Genomic DNA, 695 nt, shown 5'->3' with positions numbered 1-695 from the left:
ACACCAACCGGATTAAAGCCAAACCTCTCTAACTGGCGTTTTAATCGAGCCATATAAGGCTGAGAATCATGGACATTTCACGCTGTAACATAGGTATCGGTAATTAAATTATGTTTGCCATCAACCGTTCGATGCTCTAAGTAGAAGAACCCTTTAGGCTTACCTTCCCGATGCATAAAGCCACTATCCGGATCGGTTGTACTGACTTTGACATCCTTATATTTCTCTACCGTCGATGGCTTTAAGGCTTTTTTCCGTTTAATTCTCTTTCTTCGTTGATGGCTTGATTAAGCGCATCAACATATTGACTGAGCTCAACAATATTATCAAAAATCTGTTGATAGATTTCACTGTCATTAAAACGACGACGATTTTGGCTGAGTGTTGAGGCGTCAATCACTTTTTCGGTTAATCCCATTCCCAGAAACCAACGGTAAGCTAAATTGACCTGAATTTCCTGAACCAGACGACGCTCACTGGGGATACCAAAAAGATACCCCAATAGCATAATTTTAAACAGTCTGACCGGATCTTCTGCCGGACGACCGTTATTAGGGCAATAAAGTGGTGCTACCGCTTCTCGAATAAATTCAAAATCAATGACTTTAGCTATTTTACGAACAAGGTGATTTTGAGGGACAAGCGCATCTAACGAAATTTGCTCTATTTTTTCGGGTGTCGCTGGCGTTGGTTTT

Annotated in this window: 1 pseudogene; it reads right to left on the bottom strand. The window is 41.0% G+C overall.

Annotation, left to right across the window (positions count from 1 at the left end):
* Positions 1 to 695, bottom strand: a pseudogene (locus A9G35_RS12755) (transposase); the annotation flags it as partial.

The sequence above is a fragment of the Gilliamella sp. Choc5-1 genome (assembly GCF_001690595.1).
In the GTDB taxonomy this organism is placed as follows: domain Bacteria; phylum Pseudomonadota; class Gammaproteobacteria; order Enterobacterales; family Orbaceae; genus Gilliamella; species Gilliamella apicola_M.
Note: the sequence above shows the minus strand (reverse complement) of the source record. Positions and strands in the feature narration are given on the sequence as shown.